The organism is Paenibacillus agaridevorans (genome assembly GCF_003112455.1).
GTDB classification, from domain to species: Bacteria; Bacillota; Bacilli; order Paenibacillales; family Paenibacillaceae; genus Pristimantibacillus; species Pristimantibacillus agaridevorans.
The window spans coordinates 26,173-43,354 of sequence record NZ_BDQX01000171.1 but is presented as its reverse complement, the minus strand read 5'-3'; the positions used below and the strand labels follow the sequence as shown (position 1 = coordinate 43,354).

The following is a 17,182-nucleotide window of genomic DNA, read 5'->3' as shown; positions in this document are numbered from 1 at the left end:
AGGTTCGGGCCGCTACGTCTTCCGTGTAAGCGGGCAAACGGTGACAACATGATGGTTTAGCTATATGGAGGGGGAATTCGCAATGACCGAACATTCGCAATGGATATGGTATCCGGGCGATTATGAGATATGGCTTCATCAAAAGGCGTCCGTATTAAGGCAATATCGCGGGTATATTTGTCCGCCTTCGTGGCGATTGGATGCTGCCTATACGAGCGTGAAATTCCGCAGAAAGTACGAGCTGGCCGAACCAGCCGAGCTGATCTTGTCCGCTCAAGGGGATTTCGTGGCGTTGCTGGACAGCGATATGACGCCGATTCCGTACAAGCGCAACCCGGTAACGTCGATCCGGTTGCCGGCGGGGGAGCATACTTTGTCCATCAACGTTTACAACGACCGAGAAATTCCTGCATTGTACGCAGCCGGTGCTGGCATCGACTCAGGTAACGGCTGGGAAGTGACGGCTCTTAACGGTTCGTGGCTGCCTGCCGCCCATTGGAATTTTGACGAAATCGAACATCCGCCGCAAGCCTTCCCATTCTCATATAAAGAATGCGATCCGGTGTCCGCCGAGCAACGGGATGAGGGAGAATTGATCGACTTTGGCCGTGAAACGTTTGGATATGTGGAGTTTCATGACGTCAAGGGGAATGGCGGTATTCAACTGTATTACGGAGAATCGCGGGAAGAAGCGCTTGCCGGGCAGCTTGCGGAGACGTTCGATGTGCTCGATGTGGACGGCAGTGTTGCGCAAGTATGGCGAACGCCTGTTACCAGAGCTTTCCGATATATACACATAAAAACCAACGATGATGTTGAATGGGGCAGCGTGAAACATCTCTACGAGTTTTTACCCATGGACCAAAGAGGCAGCTTCCGCTCATCCGATGGAAGGTTAAACGACATCTGGGAGCTGTCCGCGCACACGTTGCAGCTGAGTATGCGAGAGTTTCTTTACGATGGGATGAAGCGCGACCGATGGGTATGGAGCGGGGATGCCAACCTCGGCTTTCTGATCAACAATTATGTTTTTTTCGAGCAGGACGTAACCAAACGAACGCTTATCGCTTTGCGGGGCAAAAATCCGGTTGACATTCATATCAATACCATCATGGATTACACATTCTACTGGTTCCTCAGTTGCTACGATTATTATTTGTATACCGGCGACTTGACCTTTATCCGCTCCAACTATGCGAACATGCTGAGTTTGATGGAGTTTTGCCTGAATCGCCGCAATGATAAAGGGATGATGGAAGGTTATCCCGAGGATTGGGTATTCGTCGATTGGGCGCCGATGGAGCGCCGCGGAGCCCTAACCGCGGAACAACTTCTGCTTTGCAGAAGCATGGAGACGGTCGCTTATTTTGCCCGGGAACTGGAAGACGACCGGAATGAACGGAAGTTTGCCGCCCTGGCCGGGGAGTTGCGGGAGCGTATCTTTCAATCGTTCTGGGACGAGGAACGCGGCGCATTCCTGCATGGTGTATGGAACGAAGAGCTGCAACGGGATATTCTCAAATATCCGAGCATGTTCGGCGTACGGTTCGGTTATTTGAATGCGGCGCAGCGGGAAGCGGTCAAAACGGGTGTCCTGATGAACGAATCCGTTCAGAAGATCATCACGCCGTTTATGCGTTTCTTCGAGTTGGAAGCTTTATGCGAGCTTGGGGAAGAAGAGCATGTGTTGAGCGAAATACGCAATTACTGGGGCGGAATGATCGATCTGGGTGCAACATCTTTTTGGGAGGAGTACGACCCGAACCTGCCGCCCGAGCTACAGTACGACATGTACGGGGATAAGTACCGCAAGAGTCTGGCCCATGCTTGGGGCGCCGCTCCGATCTATTTGATCGGGAAGTACATTCTCGGCGTGCAGCCGGTCGAGGCTGGCTACAGCCGATACACCGTTGAGCCGAAGCAAGGCGTCCTGGAATGGATGGAAGGAAAGGTGCCTACGCCGAGAGGAGATATTGCCATCTATATGGATAGCGACCGAATTGTCGTGACGACCTGTTCGTCGGGTGTCGGTACGTTAGTATTCGGCAGTGAAGGGATGCCGGAAGCAAGCGAAGGCAAGCTGACGCCGTTGGAAGACAACCGTTACGAGCTTCTGCTGGAGAAGCCGGATTATACGTACGAAATTAAGCTGAACCATTAAAAGCCGAACAAATAAGCGGATCAGGCCGGCAATCCTTTGGGGATTGCCGGCTTTGTCTGCAACGATATTTGCGTTCGCTGGAAGGAATCCGTTAATGCTTCGGCTTGAACGCTGTTGGAGAAAGGCCGGTCCAGCGCCGGAACTGTCGGGAGAAGTGGCTGGCTGACTGAAATCCGAGCCGCTCGGCTATTTCGGAGATCGGCAAATACGATGCGACAAGCATTTCTTTGGCCAACATCAGTTTGCGTCGGCTAACATATTGCCGAGGCGATAAGCCATATGTTTTAATAAACAGCTTGGTGCATTGGCTGCGGCTCATGTTCAGTTCTTTCGCAACGCTTGCGATCGAGAGGTTATCGAAAAGGCTGTGCGAAAGCTTCTCCTCGATCGCATGAGCCGCATCGACGGCGAACGGAGTCACAGAGCCCGCATCTGTCTTGTTCTCTCCCTGTTCGCGGATGAGCGACAGCATCTCACGGATAATGAGCAGGATGTTCGCTTGCAGCAACAGCTTGTCTTCCAGTTGAGTCCGTGTATTGTCGTCTTTCTCTAAAACGCCTCGCTCCGTCACTTCCCGAAGCTCCATGACGTACCTGCTTAGTCTGCCGGATCGTGCGGCTTCAGCGGCGGATACAAGACGGTAAGGGGCTGTGCCCAGCAGGCTGCGGATCTCCAGATCATCCAGGTCGAAATGCACATTAAAAAACTCGTAATCCATTGGGGAAACATTCGTCGTTTTGTGTCTCTCACCGGCTTTAATCAACAGCCAATCTCCCGGTCGAAGCGTGATCGTTTTTCGATTAATCTCTTGCTGTACCTCACCGCCGAGGCAGCAAAGAAGCTCGAATGAATGATGATGATGCCGGGGGTATTCCCATCCGGAAGGAAAGCTGCCGATTTGAAAGCCGGTTAACTGCAACGTAGAGGTCATGTTTGGGAATTCGAACATGTTTTGATGGCGCCTCGCTTTTTTCGCTAGAGTGTTGCCATTATATTATCACATGTTACTTCTGTATGGGTGTATAGGTAGTTGCAAATGGTATAGAAAATGCACCATTTGGCGATTGAGGATCGAGCCGCTAACTCGGATAATGGAGACAACATTATCTGTTTGGAGGGATTTTTGTGGCTAAGCTTGAAGTAAACGGCTCGCAATTTTTGTTGGATGGAGAAACGATCCGGATTTTATCCGGAGCTATTCATTATTTCCGTGTTGTTCCAGAGTATTGGGAGGATAGACTGTTAAAGCTTAAGGCTTGCGGTTTCAATACAGTGGAAACGTACATTCCGTGGAATTTGCACGAACCAAAGGAAGGTGTATTCAACTTCGACGGATTGGCTGACGTCGAACGATTTATCGCTCTCGCAGGAAAGCTCGGTTTGCACGTTATCGTAAGGCCAAGCCCTTACATTTGCGCGGAATGGGAATTCGGAGGCTTGCCTGCCTGGCTGTTAAGCGATACGGATATTCAGCTGCGCTGCCTGGACGAACGTTACTTGCGGAAGGTAGACGCGTATTACGATGTCCTTATACCGAAGCTGGCACCGCTGCTTAATACAAACGGCGGACCGATTATTGCCATGCAGATCGAAAATGAATATGGGAGCTACGGCAATGATCAGGACTATTTGCTGTATCTGAAGAACGGACTTCAGGTAAGAGGAATCGATGTTCTGCTCTTTACCTCGGATGGTCCAACGGATCAAATGCTGCAGGGCGGAACGCTGCCTGGCGTTCTGGCCACTGTGAATTTTGGTTCCCGTCCCGAGGAGGAGTTCAAGAAATTCAGGGAATATCGCCCCGAAGAGCCGCTGTTCTGCATGGAATATTGGAATGGTTGGTTTGATCATTGGCTAAAGCCGCATCATACACGGGACGGGGACGACGTTGCGGATGTGCTCGACCGAATGCTCCATGCCGGCGCTTCCGTGAACTTCTATATGTTCCATGGCGGAACCAACTTCGGCTTCTATAATGGGGCGAACTATCAGGACAAATATGAGCCTACCGTTACTAGCTACGATTACGATGCGCCGTTGTCGGAATGCGGAGATATTACTGCAAAGTATAAGTCGGTTCGCGAGGTGATGCGCAAACACGGCGCCGAGGTCCTGGAAGAACTTCCGGAGCCGTCTCGCAAAAAAAGCTACGGAACAGTGGCGATGAAGGAAGCGGCAAGCCTATTTGCCAATCTCGATACGCTGTCTGTCTCTGTACGTCGGCGTTGTCCTGAGCCGATGGAGAAGCTCGGTCAAAACTACGGTTTTATTGTGTACCGCACGCGGATATCGGGTCCCCGCAAGGCGCAGGAGCTCCACTTGCAGGATGTGCACGACCGAGCGCAAGTTTTTCTCGATGGAAGTTGGATCGGCACGGTCGAACGTTGGGCGCCGAAGCCGCTTGTCGTGGATATTCCGGAGCAAGGCGCAACGCTTGAGATTCTCGTCGAAAACATGGGGAGGATTAACTACGGGCCGCGTCTAAAGGATGCCAAGGGCATTACCGAAGGCGTGCGCCTCGACAATCAATTTCTGTTCGATTGGGAAATTTATCCACTGCCGCTTGCCGATTTGAGCGCTTTGTCATACGCGTCTTTCCAAACCCAGTCGAAGGCTGCCGAGAATCCGATGTTCTTTAGAGGCGAGCTGCTCGTCGACGATATTGCGGATACATTTATTCGCCTCGATGGTTGGGCGAAAGGAGTCGTCTGGATCAATGGCTTCAATATTGGCCGCTATTGGGAGCAGGGTCCGCAAAAGACGTTGTATGTCCCGGGTCCGCTGCTTCGCCAAGGCGCCAACGAGATCGTTGTTTTGGAGCTGCATGGTACGGACAAGCCGGATATCGTGCTGATAGACGCCCCGGATCTCGGTTAGGCCATACACTCAGCCGAAATGAGAGAAGGAATAAATCGAAGAAGGAGGGCGGCAACCAGCCGTCCTCCTTCGCTATTGTTAACTACGATACAGGCGTATAAGTGACGTTGTAAGTAACGGTAACCGTTTTGCCATATTTATTCGTCGACGAGATGATAAAAGTATTGGGCCCTTCTTTCAAGCTGAGGGATTTGGAACTTGAATACTGACGTTCTTCTCCGATATAAACGATAGGCGAATAATCGTTTTTGTCCGCGGTCGACCAGCTGATCGTAACGGAAGACGAGCTGCTTGCTTCAGGCGCGCGCAACAGGGTCAGCGTTGGAGCAGGCGGATTAAAAGTGATGACTTTGGTAACCTCCGAGCTCTTGCCAAGCTTATTGACCGCTCTTACCGTTATGGTGTTGTCGCCAGGTTGAAGATTTATCGTGGTATACGAATAATAAGAGCCTTGTGCAGTATCATTCACGAAGATTTGCGGGCTTGAATCATTGGGATCCTTGACTGTCCAATTGACGGTTACCGTCTCTTTGTCGGTTGTTTCCGGCAAGGCGCCGACCGAGAGGGTGGCGGATCCAACGTTGAAGGTAATCGTTTTTGTGACCAGGGTTGTTTTGCCCAAGTTATTCGTGGCTCTTACCGTGATCGTATTCTGGCCTTCTTTTAACTGAACTTTTGTTGAATTGCTGTAGCTGGATTGTTGGATTTCGTTAACGTAAACTTGGGGCGAATTGTCGTTTTTGTCTTTGACCGTCCAAGTTACCGTAACGTTCTCTTGGTCTGTGGATGCAGGCAGATCAGGCACGATTAATTCGGGACCTCCGGTAAGGAACGCAACGCGCTTGGTTACCAGCGTATATTTGCCCGCGGAGTTCTCCGCCCGAAAAGTAAGGGTATTTTCGCCTTCCTCGAGCTTGATGGTTGCGGAAGAAGAGTAGCTGGATTGTTTCTCCCCGTTGATATAGACGGCAGGAGAATGATCATTGGCGTCCTTGACGGTCCAGGACACGGTAATTGTTTGTTTGTCCGTTGACTCCGGTACTCCCTTTACCTCCAAGGTAGGAGCCCCTTTTTCGTATTTCACCTGTTTAGTGACCGTTTCGGTTTTGCCTCCGGGGATTCTCGCGGAAATCGTATACGTGTATACCCCTTCCGCTTCCAATTGAATGCCGACCCGGAACTGTCCTTGCACGACTTCCGCTTCCTTGTTATTGATGAAAACCTGGGCGCCTTTATTAACGTCCCCGGAAATGTAGACAGTTGGCGAAGACACAGTCTCTGGCGCATCGACGTTGAGCTGCAGGGCCGTCTGATTGTCCGCGGCGGCTCCTTTAATCACGCGGTAAACAAGCGCGGCGGCTTGCGCGCGAGTAACGGGATCTTCAGGCCGAATCGTATTATCCGTATATCCCGTCAGCAACTTTTTCTCCACCGCGAGAGCCAGATAGGTTCGCAGATTCGGAGAGATGAGGTCTCCATCGTAGAATCGGTTTAAAATATTTGGATTTTCCAGATCGTCCGGCAAATAATTCATGGTTTTCACTAAGGCGACAGCAACGTCTTCGCGCGTCGCTTTGGCTGCGGGAAGGAAGAATGCTTTGCCATTCGGCGATGTGTAACCCGTCAAAAAAGGTTTCGCTGCTTCGACGGGCTTATGCGACCATCTTGTGGTCGAGACGTCCGTAAAGGATTGTGTTTGATCCGTTGGCAGGTCCAATTGGAAAGCAAGCGTTATAATTTGGGCGAATTGCTCCCGGGTGACGGGAGCTTCCGGTTTGAACGTATTGTCTTCGAATCCTCTAAGCACGCCAATGGACACGAGATTGTTGATTTCGTCAGCGGCCCAGTAGGTTTCGCTGACGTCTTTGAAACCGGTCCCGCCCAGTTCTGCGTTAGCGCCCGTCGGATTGAGAATCGTCAAGACTAGTATCGCTGCTAGAAAGATGGTGCTCCATTTTTTCATCATGTACCTCCAACAAGCATATTTTAGGCAAAGCTAGTAAGTCCTTATACCTATCCTATCATACACCAGATGTCCTATTATGGCGATATGTGGAAAAGAAATAACAGGCTTACGTGCAGAGCGAATTGTCTAACGGGGAGCGACGTTATACAATCAGAGTAGCTTGAAGAACGGTGGAAGTTTGAGCGGATCGGGAGGTCAGACAAAATCTATGAGAAGAACCATCGTCATATCTGATATACATGGCTATTATGAGACGTTCCTGGCGCTTCTGAATCAAATTCAGTATAACGCGATTCATGACCGGCTTGTGCTGCTTGGAGACTATGTGGATGGCGGGCCGTCCTCGCTCAAGGTCGTGCAGCACGTCAAGGCGTTGTCCAATCTGAACGGGGTGAAGGTCATTGGCGGCAATCACGACGATATGTTCCTGAATTGGCTGGATAACCAGGATTATATCCTTTCGCCTTATACGACAGCCCGCAACGGCGGCACCCAAACCATACGTTCCTTCTGTCCATGGTATATAGACGAAGATGATGATGAGAAAGCGCGAGTCTTCATTAGGCGGAATTATGCACCGGAGATCCATTTCCTCAGAAATTTGAAGTATTTCTTAGAAGACGAACATCATATCTACGTACACGCGGGCATTAACCCCCAGATCAGGCATTGGCGCCAAACGTCAACGAAGGACTTTCGGTGGATAAGAGGGGTGTTCCATGCTTATGACGGAATTCTGCCTATCTCCAAAAAAATCGTGTTCGGTCATGAAGTGACGGCGAGGCTTCATGGGGAGAAGGTGTTCCATCCCTGGTTCGGGAAACAAATGATCGGCATCGACGGAGGCATTAAATTCGGCTACCAGCTTAACGCCTTGATCATTAGCGATGGATTGGACTACACGTACGCAAGCCTAAAAAGCGAGGATTAAGGAGGAGACTGGATGCGCAAGCTTGTTTTTTTCCTGGGAGGGGCGGGAGCGGGCAAGACGACAGTGGCGAAGGAGTTGGCAAAAAGAAGGCGTACCGCGCTGTTCGACATGGATACGCTGCTGCGGCCGGCGGCCGAAGCCATCATGACGCAAGCGGGACTGGACCCGAACGACCGCGATTCCGAGCACTACAAATCGAGATGCAGAGACCTGGGTTATCGGCTGACGATGGATGCCGCCCTCGAGAACGTGGAGCTTGGCAACGATGCGTTCGTCATCGGTCCTTTCACGAGAGAGACGGAGGATCCCGACTGGCTGGCAAGAGAGCTCGCGCGGATAGGCGCTTCGATAAGCGACGTGTCCGTCAAGGTCGTCTTCGTCGCTCTCTCCGACGCCGGTCTCTATCGCGAAAGGATCCGGACAAGAGGGTCCGAGCTGGACGCCTGGAAGCTGGAGAACTGGGAGGCGTTCAGCAAGTCGCTCGTTCCGCGATCCATACGATGGCCGCTGCCAGAGTCGTCGATCCTCTATTTCGATAACTCCGGAGAATTGTCGGCGGACAAGCTGGCGCATTTAGAGCGGTTTATTGGTTGATACCGCATTTCGACCCTCGCCATCGAGGGTCTTTTTTTATAAAATTCCCGTTCAAATAATAGCGATATTATTATATGATTGGGCACTAATCTTATATAGTCGGAATCGAAGATTAAGTTGTAAGATAATGGTATCCGTGCAAGGAGAGAGATTTCATTTACCAAAAGCGAGAGGATTATACGCAGTAATGAAAGCGTTTACTGATATCGGGCATTGGCATAAAATTTCATGGGGGGGTCTGTATGAAACGTACACCTATGATGTTGCAGCTCATTGTCATTTTATTTTGCATTATGGCCGTGCCGACGGCGATCTTGACCTGGTATAGCGGGGAACAGATTTTGCGCAATTCCGAGCAGGCCATCGCGGAGTCTACCTTGGAGGGTCTGGATGCCAGCCGCAAGCTGAACGAGAATGCGCTTAACAACCTGGCACAGAATACGGTGCGGCTGACGGCCACCCACATCTTCGACCGAATCCGGCCGTACGAGACGTTCCAGGAACTAAACTCCAGCTTCGATACGGTCACCAACGCGAGAGCCGTTCTGCAGCAATTGCTGAACTTGAACCGGAATGGCGAAGGCGTGCACTCTTCCTTCTTCCATCTGGGGGATGCCGACTACGTCGTCTCGACGGACAAGGGGATCAAGAAGCTGGAGTCGTTCGAATCCATCGACTGGCTGGAGGACGCGCTGGAAGGGCAGAGGGGAATTAGCGGCGTGTGGTATCCGCGGAAACTGGATTCGGGCGAGTATGTCATCTCGTACGTGCTTCCGCTTAATCGGCTGTCGACGACGACGCGGGGAACGATCGTCGTTAACATGAAGGAGAACCAGATCGACAACGTATTTCGCTCCTCCGGCACCGCTCAGCGCGGTTACATGCTGCTGAACGGGGATGGTACGGTCATCTCGCACAGCGACAAGGGCATGCTGCTTCGAAATGTCGGCGAGAATACGGTTGTCTCAGGTATACTCGCGCAGAACGAGAGGGAAGGTTATGTCATCCGGGGAAACGCCGGCGAGCGGTTGCTGTATACGTGGTCCAAGTCGAGCCGGTACGGCTGGACCAGCCTGAACATTCACTCCGTCGAAGAATTGATGGTCAGCTCGCATGGGATGCAGCGCAATATTATGCTGCTGACCGCCGCCATCATTTTGGCGGGTACCGTATTCAGCGTCTTGCTGGCTACCTGGGTATCTAAGCCGGCGAGAGAGCTGGTCCGTTCGATGCGGTCGCGCGACGACGTCGTGGTCAAGGGGCGGAACGAACTGGCGTTTCTGGATGCCGCTTTCAAGCGGATGAGAGAAGAAGAGGCGGGGCTTAACGAGCTGTTGCAGATGCGGGAGCAGGATGCCCGCAGCATGGCGGTGCAGCGTTTGATCCGGGGAGAGCCGACGCCGCAGGCTGCGGAGCTGTTCCCTTCCCCTTATTATCTGGCGGCCGTCGTCTCCATCGACCGGTATCGGGTGTACGTCGGCAAGACGAATCCCGAGACGAGGAGCTACCACCGCTATCTGCTGACTACGCACTGCGACAGCCTGTTCCAGGATGGCATTCGGGCACGCAGCGTCTATCGGGGGGACGGCTGCTTCGTCATCGTGATCAACTACGGCGAATCGGAGCGAAACAGCGTCAGCGCGGACATCAATGACGCGCTCTCCGCGATCCGCGACAAGGCGGCCGAGCTGCTTGATCATTCCGTCACGATCGGCGTGAGCAGTCCGGCGGAGGAGAGCCGCGAAGTGATGGATCGCGTCGCGGAAGCGTCGGAGGCCATCAAGCAGCGCATGCTTGTCGGAAGCGGAAGCATCCAGTATTGGCAGGAGGAGAGCGGACGCGATAAAAAGTATATTTACCCTTCCAACAGCGAGAGGCGCATGCTCAATTATTTGGACCAGGGAGACCTTGACAGCATCGCGAAGGAATTAAAAGCGATCGGCGACGAGATTCGCTCCGCCGAATACGTCTCTTACGATAATATTCTCTTCGTCTATCATCAATTGACGGGCGTCACGATCAAGCATTTGAGAGAAAACAACGTTAGCACGGCCAAAATTTTTGCGGGCAGAGGCAATATTTACGCGGCGCTCGCCTCCATCGACACGCTTGACGAGCTCGAAGAGTACGTCTACGAATTTTGCAGGGAAATCGTGCAATACCTGGCGCGCACGCCGGGAGAAACCAATCAGCATGGCGAGCGGATCATCAACTATCTCCAGGAACGCTATCGCGAGGATATCGTCTTCCAGGAGATGGCGAAGGAGATCGGCATCAGCTATTCCTATATGCGCAAGATCGTCTACGAGATGACGGGCCAGAGCCTGATCGACTACCTCAATCAGCTCCGTATCGAGAAGGCGAAGGAGCTGCTGCTGGATCCCGGGCTTACGATCGCGGGCATCGCCGCCGAGGTCGGCTATTATAACGTGCAGAGCTTCAACCGATTTTTCCGCAAGTTCGAGGGCATGCCGCCGAGCGGCTACAAGGCTTCGAAGTGCCGGACATCATAAAGCCCATCCGAAGCTGCCTCCTAAGCCGTCATGGCCAGGGAAGGCAGCTTAACTTTTGCTCATCGCCTATCAGAATTGATCATAAGGCACCCCAAGAAGCTCGCAGAATCAAGGAAAAGATCAAAAGTGAAGGGCGATAATCAAACCTCATGATTTACCGCCGCGAAATGTAAGCGCTATGATTAGGGCAATCCCGAAGCGGACCACAGTCGGAATGCGAGCGGATAAGTCGGGTCAAAAGGAGGTGAAACTTTGAAAGCTGGAGGAACTGCGGAGGTGGAACCAACAACCGCTTCCATACGATATGCAGGCACAAAACGGGGGCTTTTCTATTATCTTCGCCGCGATTGGCAGCTCTATGCGTTATTGCTGATTCCGCTGTCGTTCGTCCTTCTCTTCAAGTATGCGCCGATGTCGGGATTGATGCTGGCATTTAAAGAGTACAAAATCGCAAAAGGGTTTTGGGGAAGCGAGTGGGTCGGGCTCGAAGTGTTCCAGGAGCTGTTTGCCAAGCCCGAGTTTTTCAAGGCCGTGCGCAACACCCTGCTGCTCAACATGCTGGATTTGCTCTTTAGCTTCACGATGCCGATCGTGCTTGCGTTATTGCTCAACGAGATTAGGGGCACGCTTTTTAAGCGCGTGAACCAGACGCTGCTCTACCTGCCGCACTTCCTGTCCTGGGTCATTATCGGCGCCATCGCCTACCAGCTGCTCGGAGAAGGCAGCGGCATGATCAATAATCTGATCGAGCAGATGGGCGGGGACCGGATTCCATTCTTGCAGAAAGATACCAACTGGCTGTTCAGTTATCTGGCGATCGGCGTGTGGTACAGCATGGGCTGGGGCACGATTATTTATCTCGCGGCCATCACCGGCGTCAATCCCGAGCTTTACGAAGCGGCGACGATGGACGGAGCGGGGCGGCTGCGCAAAATGTGGAACGTGACGATTCCATCCATCCGTATGACGATCATCACGCTTCTTATTCTGAGTCTCGGCAACGTCATGGGCGGCTCGTTCGAGAGAATCATCGGTCTGGCGAACAAAGCGACGACCGAGTTCACCACAACGATCCCGGTGTTGGTCTACCGCTGGGGCATCGAAGGCGGCGACTTCAGCCGCGCGACGGCGCTTGGCTTGTTCCAGGCGGTCATCGGACTTATCCTCGTCGTCATCGCCGACCGGATCGCCAAGAAGCTTGGCGAAGACGGACTGTTCTAGGAAAAGGATGTTCTACTGGTAACCGAACTTTTAGAACTTGTATTTGTATCTTGTATACAGAAAGGAGGAAAAGCATGAAAGCAGGGGGGAAACCGGCCGCGGCATCCCGGCGCCATCGCATCGACGTCTGGGAATGGCTGATTCGCCTTTTCGTGCTGATGGCATCGCTGGCTTGCCTGCTGCCGTTCGTTCACGTTGTTGCCAAGTCGCTTAGCGACGATGCCTATGTCATCGCCCAGAAGGTATTTCTCGTTCCGCAAGGCTTTACGCTGGAGGCATACGGCAAAATTTTTGCGGATGCGAGCATTTTGCGTTCGCTATATGTAAGCGTTCTCGTGACCGTCTTGTTTACGATACTCGGCATGATCGTCACGATTTGCGCGGCTTACCCGCTGTCCCGTCCGCAGCTGAAGGGACGCGCGGTGTTGACCTTCCTTTGCGTGTTCACACTGCTGTTTAGCGGGGGCATCATACCCGACTACATGCTGATCAACAGCCTGGGGATGCTGGATACCATCTGGTCGCTGGTGCTGCCGCTGTCGTTCAGCGCCTTTAATCTCTTGATTCTAAGGAGCTCCATCGCCAGCAACATTCCCGTCAGCCTGGAGGAATCGGCGAGAATCGACGGTGCGGGACACTTCCGTATTCTGTTTAGCGTCGTGCTGCCGCTCTCCAAGCCGATTTTGGCGACCTTGTCCCTTTTCTACGCGGTGGGACGCTGGAACGCCTATCAGGATGCCTTGTTCTACATCAAGTACAATATCGATCTGCGTCCCTTGCAGCTGAAGCTGTATTATCTCGTTATCCAAGCGAGCGAGAGCTTCCAATTGGAGGCGACGACCGTGCAGCTCAGCAATCCGGAAGTGCTTAAGGCGTCCGTCGTGGTATTCGCGACGCTGCCGATTGTATGCGTGTATCCGTTTATCCAGAAATATTTTGTGCAAGGCGTCATGCTGGGGTCCGTCAAGGGTTAAAAGGTTAATCTGCCGTCCCGAGCTTCGCGAATACGACAATATGGGGGTATTACGATGAGCAAAAAAAGATTGCTGGCCATGTCCATGGCCGTTATCATGAGCACGGGGCTGCTGGCCGCCTGCTCCAACAATAACAACGGAGGCGGCGCGGCGACGAGCAGTCCGGCTCCGACCGCGACTAGCGGCAGCACGGATCAGCCCAGCGAAGGTTTCCCGGATTATTCGAAAGGCTTCCCGCAGAAGGTTAATCTGGAAATTCCGGTCTACGAGCGGGCCTTCGAAGGCTGGAACGTTACCGACAATTACTACACGCGCTGGGTTCAGAAGGAATTCGGGGACAAATACAACATTAACGTCAAGTACGTGCCGATTACGCGCAACAACGAAGTAACGGATTTCGAGCAGCTTCTGGCCGCTCAAAAGGCGCCTGATATCATTTTTCATTACGATATGCCGCAGGCGCTTGCGTATTACGGCGAAGACGTCATGCAGGAGCTCGATTGGGAAGAGATCGCCAACTATGCGCCTACTTATTGGGGCAATTTGAGCGAGACCATCCAGCAATACGGCGTTGTCGACGGCAAAAATACTTTTTTCTTCGCGGCCCGTCCGGATACGGACAACTACGTCTCCCTTATCCGCAAAGACTGGGTAGAAAAGGTCGGCATGAAGGTGGAGGATCTGACATCGCTGGAGAAATACAACGACATGCTCGTGAAGTGGAAGGAAGCGGGACTCGGCGTGCTTGGCGGCTCGCTCACGCGCAACAACTACAATTATAGCTATGCTTTCCGCGACTGGCCGATTGATCCGAAATACCGCGCGCTCTACTCCGACCTTGCCGCAGCGGACTTGACGACGAAGGATTCCGAGGAATGGCTGCGCAATCTCAACTACCAATTCAACAATGGCCTCATTGACAAGGAATTTTATCTTCGTGATGACGACAACAAGATCAAGTCCGAGTTCGTAGCAGGCAGAACAGGCACGTACGGGCTTTATCTCGCCAGCAATACCGACGTTTTCGAAGCGACGTTAAAAAACAATCCGGGCGCCGAATTCGCCGTCGTGCCGCCGTTCGCGGGCATACCGGAAGGCGGAGTGCCGCAAGCCAGGGCATACTGGCCGTTCGGTTTTATCATGGGCATCAATTACTTGTCTACGCCGGAGGAGCGGGCGGCCGTCTGGATGTACCTCGAATGGATGAGCCAGCCGGATAATCTGTTCATGTTCCAAAACGGCGTGGAAGGCCAGAACTACACGCTCGACGCGGATGGTCTGCCAGTAAAGACGCCGGACTTCAAGGGTGAATCGGTGCTTTCGCAGAATAACAACAAGGACTACTGGGCGCTGGTGACGGAAACGCCGGTTTACGCGACTCCGGAGCTGACGCGCAAGGCGAATCTGCTGAACTGGGCGCCGGTAGGCTACGAATATCTGGCCGAGGATCTGCTTAGATACCGCGACGAGACGGCGCAATACCGGACGCCTGATGCCTTGTTCACCGTCGTGCTGGAGAAAGTAAACGAATACAAGGCCGATCTGAACGCGCTCTTTCAAGAATTGTATCTGAATATCGTACTCGCGCCGGAAGCCGAATTCGACGCGAAATACGAGGCGGCCAAGAAACGTTATCTCGAAGCCGGCTACCAGGAAATTCTGGACGAAAAACAGAAAGCGATCGACGCCGGCCAATTCCGTTAATTACCGACTCGGCCGGCCGAAGGGCCCTGCCTTGGGCAAAGGCTCCGGCCGAACGATTGGCAAGCGATGCGCGAAAGAATGACCGGCTCCGTTCAGGAGCCGGTAAATCGACATCATGATAGATACATAGTGTATCAATTTTGTCGATGATGCAGTTTGAGCAAGCAGGCAACGGATAAACAATAAGGAGTTGAGTTCATGTCAAAGGGTATGAAACGCGCCTCTCTTCCGAGGTCGCTGACAGCATTGCTGCTGTCCTTCATGATGATCCTCTCGCTGGCGGCCCTGCCGGCTCCCGCGCAGGCTTCGTCGGCTGACGAAGCCCCGGCTCGCCAAGGCGATTATTTGGGCCGAGGCTTGGTGGCCGTGCTGGTCGACGGCGGCGTCTTTCTGAGCTGGCGTTACCTGGTTACGGACCCGGAAGACATCGCCTTCAACGTCTACAAGAACGGATACAAGGTAAATGCGTCCCCGATTAGCGATGTGACGAATTACATGGACGCCACGGGCGCGGATAGCTCCCGCTATCAAATCTCGACCGTCGTCGGCGGCAAAGAAGAGATGCAGGCGGGGACGGTGCCGGTATGGCACAACGAATATTTGCCCATCCCGCTCGACAAGCCCGCGGACGGCCGGACGAAGGACGGCGGCAGCTATTCCTACATCGCCAGCGACGCTTCCGTCGGCGACCTGGACGGAGACGGCGAATACGAAATCGTTCACTTATGGAATCCGACGAACCAGAAGGACAATTCTCACGCCGGCTATACGGGCAACGTCTACATGGACGCCGTCAAGCTGGACGGAAGCAAGCTGTGGCGGATCGACCTTGGCGTCAATATCCGGGCCGGCGCGCACTACTCGCCTTTCATGGTCTATGACCTGGATGGAGACGGCAAAGCCGAGGTCGTCGTAAAAACGTCGGATGGCACGAGGGACGGCCAAGGAACCATTATCGGCGACGGCTCCAAGGATTATCGCAATGAAGGCGGATATATTCTGTCCGGTCCCGAATACCTCACTCTGTTTAACGGTGAGACCGGAGCAGCCGTAACCACCATCGATTACGACCCGCCAAGAGGCAATGTCAGCGATTGGGGCGACAACTACGGCAACCGCGTGGACCGCTTCCTTGCTGCAATCGCCTACCTGGACGGTTCGACGCCCAGCGTCGTCATGACCCGCGGATATTATACGCGAACCGTGCTGGCGGCCTACGACTATGTCGGCGGCGAGCTGGTAAAGCGGTGGACCTTCGACTCGAAGGAAGCTGGCAGCCAGTACGAAGGGCAAGGCAATCATGGCATAAGCGTGCTGGATGTCGACTCCGACGGCAAGGACGAAATTATATATGGCGCATTGGTTCTTGATGACGACGGAACCGTCTTGTACAGCACGGGGCTTGGCCATGGCGACGCCATGCATGCCGGCAAGCTGGATCCCGGCCGCGACGGCTATCAAATAATGAGCGTGCATGAGCATACTTCCTCGCCGTACGGCATCGAGATGAGGGATGCCGCCACGGGAGAAATTTTGTGGGGCCAGTACACGGGCAAAGACACTGGACGCGGCATGTCTGCGGACATTGACCCAACTTATCCCGGTTACGAATCTTGGGGCTCCGGCATTACGGACGGGCAAGTTATGCCGGAGACAAGCGGCTATTCGGCATCCGGCGAGGCGATCTACGCGCCGAACGAAACGCCGAAAAGCGTCAACTTCGGGATCTGGTGGGACGGCGATCTGGGTCGCGAGCTGTTCGATCACGTATGGGACAACAGCGCCGCCAAGGGCATTCCCGTCATCTACAAGTGGGACTACGAGAACAAGAAGCTGAACGAAATCTTCCGGGCGACGGGCGCGCTCACGAACAACCATACCAAGGGCAATCCCGCGCTGCAGGCCGATATTCTGGGCGACTGGCGCGAGGAGCTGCTGCTGCCGAACGGAGACAGCACGGAATACAGACTGTACACGACGACGATTCCGACGGGTCACCGGGTCCCCGCGCTGATGCAGGATCCTGTCTACCGCTTGGGCGTGGCTTGGCAAAATGTAGGCTACAACCAGCCTCCGCATACCAGCTTCTATTTGGGGTACGGCACGACGGACTTCCCGCAGGCGGAGCTGGCGCTCGCAGGAGGCCCCGAGGCGCTTACGCGCATCCGGCACTTTGACTTCGGCGCTTCGACCAGCCCGGATGCCATCGGCGTGGGCGATACAACCTATGCTCCGGGCACG

Annotated in this window: 11 protein-coding genes; 9 read left to right on the top strand and 2 right to left on the bottom strand. The window is 53.6% G+C overall.

Going from position 1 to position 17,182, the window contains the following annotated elements; genetic code table 11:
• Positions 1 to 82 precede the first annotated feature (82 nt).
• A complete protein-coding gene (locus tag PAT3040_RS15375; protein WP_181376635.1) occupies positions 83 to 2,161 on the top strand; it encodes an alpha-L-rhamnosidase-related protein in 2,079 nt (692 codons plus the stop codon).
• A gap of 91 nt (positions 2,162 to 2,252) precedes the next feature.
• On the opposite strand, the gene PAT3040_RS15370 is transcribed toward PAT3040_RS15375, so the two are convergent.
• Complete coding sequence (locus PAT3040_RS15370; protein ID WP_108993432.1) at positions 2,253 to 3,110, bottom strand: helix-turn-helix domain-containing protein; 858 nt, start codon at positions 3,108 to 3,110, stop codon at positions 2,253 to 2,255.
• A 176-nt stretch (positions 3,111 to 3,286) separates the two neighbouring features.
• Between PAT3040_RS15370 and PAT3040_RS15365 the strand changes: the two genes are divergently transcribed.
• Positions 3,287 to 5,038 carry a glycoside hydrolase family 35 protein gene (locus tag PAT3040_RS15365; RefSeq protein WP_108993431.1) on the top strand — a complete coding sequence of 584 codons (1,752 nt, stop codon included), beginning with the start codon at positions 3,287 to 3,289 and terminating at the stop codon, positions 5,036 to 5,038.
• 82 nt (positions 5,039 to 5,120) lie between these two features.
• On the opposite strand, the gene PAT3040_RS15360 is transcribed toward PAT3040_RS15365, so the two are convergent.
• On the bottom strand, positions 5,121 to 7,001 hold the full coding sequence (locus PAT3040_RS15360) for an S-layer homology domain-containing protein (RefSeq protein ID WP_181376634.1): 1,881 nt from the start codon (positions 6,999 to 7,001) through the stop codon (positions 5,121 to 5,123).
• A gap of 211 nt (positions 7,002 to 7,212) precedes the next feature.
• Between PAT3040_RS15360 and PAT3040_RS15355 the strand changes: the two genes are divergently transcribed.
• The 7 genes from PAT3040_RS15355 to PAT3040_RS37075 form a co-directional block, all read left to right on the top strand.
• Entirely contained in the window at positions 7,213 to 7,935 is a 723-nt protein-coding gene (locus PAT3040_RS15355) for a metallophosphoesterase (protein ID WP_108993429.1), read from the top strand.
• 12 nt (positions 7,936 to 7,947) lie between these two features.
• A complete protein-coding gene (locus tag PAT3040_RS15350; protein WP_108993428.1) occupies positions 7,948 to 8,529 on the top strand; it encodes a P-loop nucleotide/nucleoside kinase family protein in 582 nt (193 codons plus the stop codon).
• A 242-nt stretch (positions 8,530 to 8,771) separates the two neighbouring features.
• Positions 8,772 to 11,042, top strand: coding sequence for an AraC family transcriptional regulator (locus PAT3040_RS15345; protein ID WP_108993427.1), 2,271 nt, complete (start codon positions 8,772 to 8,774; stop codon positions 11,040 to 11,042).
• 252 nt (positions 11,043 to 11,294) lie between these two features.
• Positions 11,295 to 12,263, top strand: a complete 969-nt coding sequence (locus tag PAT3040_RS15340) for an ABC transporter permease (protein WP_373863949.1) — start codon at positions 11,295 to 11,297, stop codon at positions 12,261 to 12,263.
• A gap of 74 nt (positions 12,264 to 12,337) precedes the next feature.
• Positions 12,338 to 13,237, top strand: a complete 900-nt coding sequence (locus tag PAT3040_RS15335) for a carbohydrate ABC transporter permease (RefSeq protein ID WP_108993426.1) — start codon at positions 12,338 to 12,340, stop codon at positions 13,235 to 13,237.
• A gap of 54 nt (positions 13,238 to 13,291) precedes the next feature.
• A complete protein-coding gene (locus tag PAT3040_RS15330; RefSeq protein ID WP_108993425.1) occupies positions 13,292 to 14,941 on the top strand; it encodes an extracellular solute-binding protein in 1,650 nt (549 codons plus the stop codon).
• Between the two features lie 198 nt (positions 14,942 to 15,139).
• Positions 15,140 to 17,182 (top strand): rhamnogalacturonan lyase (locus PAT3040_RS37075; RefSeq protein ID WP_181376633.1); only part of this gene is annotated, 2,043 nt, incomplete at its 3' end.